This is a genomic window from Streptomyces sp. NPDC006134 (genome assembly GCF_040628835.1).
GTDB lineage: Bacteria > Actinomycetota > Actinomycetes > Streptomycetales > Streptomycetaceae > Streptomyces.
In genome coordinates, this window is sequence record NZ_JBEXTV010000123.1 from 1 (window position 1) to 6,165 (window position 6,165).

At 71.0% G+C, this 6,165-nt stretch carries 7 protein-coding genes; all 7 read left to right on the forward strand.

All coding sequences use genetic code 11. The annotated features are described in order from the left end of the window. Nucleotides 1-141 precede the first annotated feature (141 nt). Nucleotides 142-801: an HAD family hydrolase gene (locus tag ABZ340_RS36115; protein WP_358786132.1), complete on the forward strand. Its 660-nt coding sequence runs from the start codon at nt 142-144 to the stop codon at nt 799-801. A gap of 112 nt (nt 802-913) precedes the next feature. Then, nucleotides 914-2,086 (forward strand): acetoin utilization protein AcuC, encoded by a 1,173-nt coding sequence (locus ABZ340_RS36120; RefSeq protein ID WP_358786133.1) that lies wholly within the window; start codon nt 914-916, stop codon nt 2,084-2,086. 75 nt (nt 2,087-2,161) lie between these two features. Then, nucleotides 2,162-2,977, forward strand: a complete 816-nt coding sequence (locus ABZ340_RS36125; RefSeq protein ID WP_358786134.1) for a phosphatase — start codon at nt 2,162-2,164, stop codon at nt 2,975-2,977. A 129-nt stretch (nt 2,978-3,106) separates the two neighbouring features. Further along, nucleotides 3,107-3,319: a helix-turn-helix domain-containing protein gene (locus ABZ340_RS36130; protein ID WP_004984898.1), complete on the forward strand. Its 213-nt coding sequence runs from the start codon at nt 3,107-3,109 to the stop codon at nt 3,317-3,319. Between the two features lie 155 nt (nt 3,320-3,474). Continuing rightward, a complete protein-coding gene (locus ABZ340_RS36135; protein WP_003948845.1) occupies nt 3,475-3,573 on the forward strand; it encodes an AURKAIP1/COX24 domain-containing protein in 99 nt (32 codons plus the stop codon). 282 nt (nt 3,574-3,855) lie between these two features. Next, complete coding sequence (locus ABZ340_RS36140; protein ID WP_358786135.1) at nt 3,856-4,917, forward strand: NAD-dependent epimerase/dehydratase family protein; 1,062 nt, start codon at nt 3,856-3,858, stop codon at nt 4,915-4,917. A gap of 14 nt (nt 4,918-4,931) precedes the next feature. Beyond that, nucleotides 4,932-5,999, forward strand: a complete 1,068-nt coding sequence (locus tag ABZ340_RS36145) for a lysophospholipid acyltransferase family protein (RefSeq protein ID WP_358786136.1) — start codon at nt 4,932-4,934, stop codon at nt 5,997-5,999. The last annotated feature ends 166 nt before the right edge of the window (nt 6,000-6,165 follow it).

The following is a 6,165-nucleotide window of genomic DNA, read 5'->3' on the forward strand; positions in this document are numbered from 1 at the left end:
GTACTGCAGGGGGGACCCTGTGGGAGAGTAGGACGCCGCCGAACAATTATTCCGGGGAACCCCGCATCGTATGATGCGGGGTTTTCCGCATTTCTATGTTCTTGCGTTTCTGCGTTGTTCTTCGTCGTCTAGTGTCGCTCCATGCGCTATGACCTCGTCATCTTCGACAACGACGGCGTCCTCGTGGACAGTGAGCCGATCTCGAACCGGCTTCTGGCCGCGTATCTCACCGAGCTCGGGCATCCGACCTCCTACGACGACTCCCTCCGTGACTTCATGGGGGCCGCGATGCACCGGGTCCACGACCTCATCCAGGAGCGCACGGGGCGCCGGCTGCCCGAGGACTTCGACGACGTCTTCCACAGCCGTGTCTTCGCGGCCTTCCAGCAGGACCTGGAACCGGTGGAAGGGGCCGTCGGCGTGTTGGAGAAGCTGGTCGCGGACGGAGTGCAGTACTGCGTGGCCTCCTCCGGAAGTCACGAGCGGATCCGGGTGGGGCACCGGAAGACCGGGCTGGACCGTTGGTTCGACGACCGGCGGATCTTCAGCTCGGAGGACGTGGGACGGGGCAAGCCCGCGCCGGACCTGTTTCTGTACGCGGCCGAGCGTATGGGGGTCGCTCCGGAGCGGTGTGTCGTGATCGAGGACAGTCCGCTCGGCGTGCAGGCGGCCGTCGCGGCCGGGATGGACGTCTACGGGTTCACCGCGATGACGCCGGCCGGGAAACTGGCGGGTGCCACCCGTCTCTTCTCCCGCATGCCGGAGCTGATCGGTCTGTTGTCCGGAGCCACGCACGGGTAGGCCGTACGGGCAGGCCGTACGGGCAGGCCGTACGGACAGGTCATACGAGTAGGCCGTACGGGTAGCACGGGCCCCGCGCTCGTCGGTGAACCGGGCCGATACGGTGGCGGGCATGAGCGGCCGCGCACAGCTGATGTGGGACGAGGCAGTAACGGGCTACGACTTCGGCCCGGACCACCCGATGGATCCGGTCCGGCTCGCCCTGACCCGTCGCCTGGTCGGCGCCTTCGGGCTCGACCGGGAGGCGGAGGTGGTCGCGGCGAAGGCGGCCGGTGAGTCGACGCTGCGGCTGGTCCACCGGCAGGACTACATCGAGGCCGTGAAGGCGGCGTCCGCGGACCCGGGGGCGGCGGACCAGTCGTACGGACTGGGGACGCTGGACGATCCGGCCTTCGCGGGGATGCACGAGGTGTCCGCGCTGATCGCGGGGCAGTCGGTGGGAGCGGCCGAGGCCGTGTGGCGCGGGGAGGCGCTGCACGCGGTGAACTTCGCGGGCGGGCTGCACCACGCGATGCCCGCGGCGGCGTCGGGCTTCTGCATCTACAACGACGCGGCGCTGGCGATCGCACGGCTGCTGGAACTGGGCGCCGAACGGGTCGCGTACGTGGACGTCGACGTGCATCACGGGGACGGGGTGCAGGCGGCGTTCTGGGAGGACCCGCGCGTGCTGACGATCTCGCTGCACGAGCATCCGCGGACCCTGTTCCCGCAGACCGGGTGGCCGGAGGAGACCGGCGCCGACTGCGCGGAGGGCTCGGCCGTGAACGTCGCGCTGCCGGCGGGGACCGGGGACGCGGGATGGCTGCGGGCGTTCCACGCGGTGGTGCCGGAGCTGGTGGCGGAGTTCCGGCCGCAGGTGCTGGTGACGCAGCACGGGGCCGACACCCACTTCGAGGACCCGCTCGCGCACCTGGCGGTGTCGCTGGACGCGCAACGGGCGGTGCAGGCGGCCTGCCACGAGCTGGCGCACGAGTACGCCGAGGGGCGCTGGGTCGCGCTGGGCGGGGGCGGGTACGCGGTGGTCGACGTCGTACCGCGGTCGTGGACGCACCTGGTGGGGATCGCGGCGGGCCGTCCGGTGGCGCCGGAGTCGGTGATCCCGGAAGGGTGGCGGCGGGACGTCTTCGCCCGGACGCGGCAGCCGGCGCCGGCGCGGATGACGGACGGGCGCTGGCCGGTGGAGTGGGCCGGCTGGGAGGCCGGGTACGACCCCGCGGACCGGTTGGACCAGGCGGTACTGGCGGCGCGGCGGGCGGTGTTCCCGCTGCGGGGCCTGCTGGCCTGAGCCGGCGTTAGGCCGACCGTGCGGTGTTTCCCCGTTCTCCGTACAGTCCCGGTCTTCGTCCACCACCATCGCTCCGTGCTGACCTCCGCGGCCCTCCGCACCCATCTGCTGGCCACCCGGCTCGCGGGTGTCGTGGCCACGTCCCGGGAGCGGAGCCTGCGCAGCTACCGGCTGTTCGCCGCCCGGGACCCCCGGGCGCTGATGGGCCTCGATCCCGAGGGCGCCTGGCGGCAGCCGGACCTGCTGGCGTTGATGGCGGAGAAGTGTGGGGTATCGGACGATCCGCAGCACACTTCAGGACAGGATGTGATCGATCCGGAGCGCACTCTGGTCGCTCTGGACGCCTTCGCCGAGCGGCTGAGGGTGGCCGCCCGACGTGGGGTACCCGTCCTCCTCGGCACCGGGCACCCGCATCGGTTGCTCGGTTTCTACGCCGCTCTGGCAGACGCCCTGTCGGCGGCGGGATGTACCGTCCTCACCCCGGCGCAGGGTCGCTGTGTCGACATAACGACCCGGTTCGGCCTACGCACGTACAACCTCGACTACGTACGAGGAGTCGCGTTGATGCGAGAACCGGGCGTTTTCCGCCCCGGTTGTGAGCCCGGCGCACACACGCATTCGCCCCTCCCTGTTCGTACCGCCCTGGCCGCGGCCGCCGAGGCCGGCGGGCCCCTTCCCGGGCTTGTGATCGGAGACCACGGCTGGGTCTGCGGAGCAGGTCAGCTGGGGTTCGAGGCCATCGGGCTGGCCGATACGGACGACCCCGCGCTCTTCGTCGGTCAGGCAGAGGGGACCGTGTCCGTCGTCGTTCCACTTGATGACGCTGTGCGGTCTGATTACTACCGACCGCTTACCCGCTACGTACTCAATCGAGCGTGTCTGTCCCAGTAGGCCGCCGATGGGTGCACCTCTTCCCCACTCGCATCACCCGCCCCTAGTCTGGGGAGTGAGCACGCAGCGACGAAGAGTCACCGGAAGGGGAAGCCGGTGGCCGTCGAGTGCGGAAGGTGCAGGTGTGTCATGGCTGCAGCTGGCGAGAGGCCTCTGAACGAGGTCCAGTTCCTTACCGTGGCGGAAGTCGCCTCGGTGATGCGAGTGTCGAAGATGACCGTGTACCGGCTGGTGCACAGTGGTCATCTGCCCGCGATCCGGGTGGGGCGGTCCTTCCGCGTCCCCGAGCAAGCGGTTCACGAGTACCTCCGCGAGAGCTATGTGGGGGTGGAAACGGCCTGACGGCGATCGGGGGGAGGTCCTCAAGGGCTGTTCGGATCTTCTCCCGACCCCCTCGATTACGAGCTCGGCGCGCGGCCGGGTAGGCTAACCCCTCGAAGGTCGTATGGGCCCATGGCGCCCAACAACCGAGTGATGAGAAGTGAGCGAGGGTAGTCGTGGGCTCTGTTATCAAGAAGCGGCGCAAGCGGATGGCCAAGAAGAAGCACCGCAAGCTGCTCAAGCGCACGCGCGTCCAGCGTCGCAACAAGAAGTAAGCGACACCGCGACAGCGTGTCCCGTGGCCCCCCACCGCATCCGGTGGGGGGCCACGGTCATGTGGGCGGGGATCGCCGGTGCTGCCGGGCCGCCAGGGCTGTCCGGGGGTACGGGCGCGATTTCTCGTCACGTCGCGCATCGGGTGACCACCGCGGCGCGACACCGACCCGCTAAGTTGGCCCGCGGGCGGGGAACGCGACAGGGTACGGGCAGGAACACGCAGGAACACGCAAGAGCAGGAACACGAGGGACACGGCGAGGGCGGAAGGAAGGCTCTGATCTTGGGCAAGGTCGTGCTCGTCACCGGAGTCGCCCGTCAGCTGGGCGGCCGGTTCGTCCGGCGGATCCAGCGTGACCCGGAGGTGGACCGGGTCGTCGCCGTGGACGCGGTCCCGCCCGGGCACCACCTGGGCGGCGCCGACTTCGTCCAGGCCGACATCCGGCAGCCGACCATCGCCCGCGTCCTCGCCGAGGCGGGCGCCGACACGGTCGTCCACCTGGACGTCACGGGCACGCCACTGGGCGGCGGCAGCCGGGCGTCGGTCAAGGAGACCAACGTCATCGGCACCATGCAGCTGCTGGGCGCCTGCCAGAAGTCCCCGGCCGTGAAGCGGCTCGTGGTCAAGTCCAGTACGAACGTCTACGGGTCCGCCCCGCGCGATCCGGCCGTCTTCACCGAGACCACCCCGCCCAAGTCGCTGCCCAGCGGTGGCTTCGCCAAGGACGCGGTGGAGGTCGAGGGGTACGTACGGGGCTTCGCGCGCCGCCGGCCCGACGTGGCCGTGTGCGTGCTGCGGTTCGCCAACATCCTCGGCCCGACCGTCGACACGCCGCTCGCCTCGTACTTCTCGCTGCCGGTGCTGCCGACCGTGTTCGGCTACGACCCGCGGCTGCAGTTCGTGCACGAGGACGACGTGATCGAGGTGCTGCGGACCGCCTCGCACGAGCCGGCGCGGGGCACCCTCAACAGCGGCACCTTCAACATCGCCGGCGACGGCGTCCTGCTGCTCTCCCAGTGCTCCCGGCGGCTGGGCCGGCCCACCGTGCCGCTGCTGCTCCCGGCGGTCACCTGGGCGGGCTCCCTGGTGCGTACGCTGGGAATGACGGACTTCTCTCCCGAACAGATCCGGCTGCTCACCCACGGCCGGGTCGTGGACACCACCCAGATGCGCGAGACGCTGGGTTTCCGGCCGAAGTACACGACCGCTCAGACGTTCGCGGACTTCGCCCGCAGCCGGGGACCCGGCCTGCTGCCGCCGGAGGCCCTCGCGGGGGCCGTCGACCGGATCGCGGCGCTGTCCGCGCGGGGCAGCGGCCACTTCCCGACGCAGAGCGCCGACTGAGGAGCGCAGCAACGATGGCGGACGCCAAGGTCATTCCGTTCGACGACGACCGGTCCCGTGGGAACGGCGCGGCGCAGCGCCCGTCGCGGCGCCGCGGCGCGGGAAGCCGGCGCAAGGGCGCCGAGACGGCGCCGGCGGGGGAGGTCCAGCCCCTGCCCACCCGGGGGACCACGCGGGACGGCGTCCCGGCCGGGGACGTGCGTGCGCAGGAGCCGCCCGGACCGCCGCAGGAGGGCGACGGCGGCGGCCTGGAGCGGCGTGTCGCGAGCGGCCTGGCTTTCCTGCGGCGCCGCCTCACCGGCGACTACGAGGTCGACGACTTCGGCTACGACGCCGAGCTCACCGACCAGGTGCTGATGTCCCTGCTGCGGCCGGTGTACGAGAAGTACTTCCGGGTCGAGGTGAAGGGCGTGGAGAACATCCCGTCCCAGGGCGGTGCGTTGATCGTCGCCAACCACTCCGGGACGCTTCCGCTGGACGGCCTGATGATGCAGGTCGCCGTCCACGACCACCATCCGGCCGACCGCCATCTGCGGCTGCTCGCGGCGGACCTGGTGTTCGTCCTGCCGGTCGTCAACGAACTCGCCCGCAAGCTCGGCCACACCCTGGCCTGCACGGAGGACGCCGAACGCCTCCTCGGTCAGGGCGAGCTGGTCGGGGTCATGCCGGAGGGCTTCAAGGGCATCGGCAAGCCCTTCAGCGAGCGCTACAAGCTGCAGCGGTTCGGCCGGGGCGGGTTCGTCTCCACGGCACTCCGGCAGGGGGTGCCGATCGTGCCGTGCTCGATCGTCGGGGCCGAGGAGATCTACCCGATGATCGGCAACGCCAAGACGCTGGCCCGGCTGCTGGGTTTCCCGTACTTCCCGCTCACGCCGACCTTCCCGTGGCTGGGCCCGCTGGGCGCGGTCCCACTGCCCACCAAGTGGACCATCCAGTTCGGCGAGCCGATCCCGACGGACGGTCATCCGCCGGAGGCGGCGGAGGACCCGATGCTGATGTTCAACCTGACCGACCAGGTCAGGGAGCAGATCCAGCACACGCTGTACAAGCTGCTGGTGCAGCGCCGGTCCGTCTTCTTCTGACGTCTTCCGACGTCTTCCTGGCCGTCTCCCCGGCCTCCTGCCGGTGCCGCGGCCGGTACGCCGACGGGGGCGCCCCCTGGAGAGAGGGGCGCCCCCCGCGGGCGTCCCCGGCCCCGGGGGGCGGCGGGGTGGGGGGCGGCGGTGGCCCGGCCGGGGCGGGGGCCCG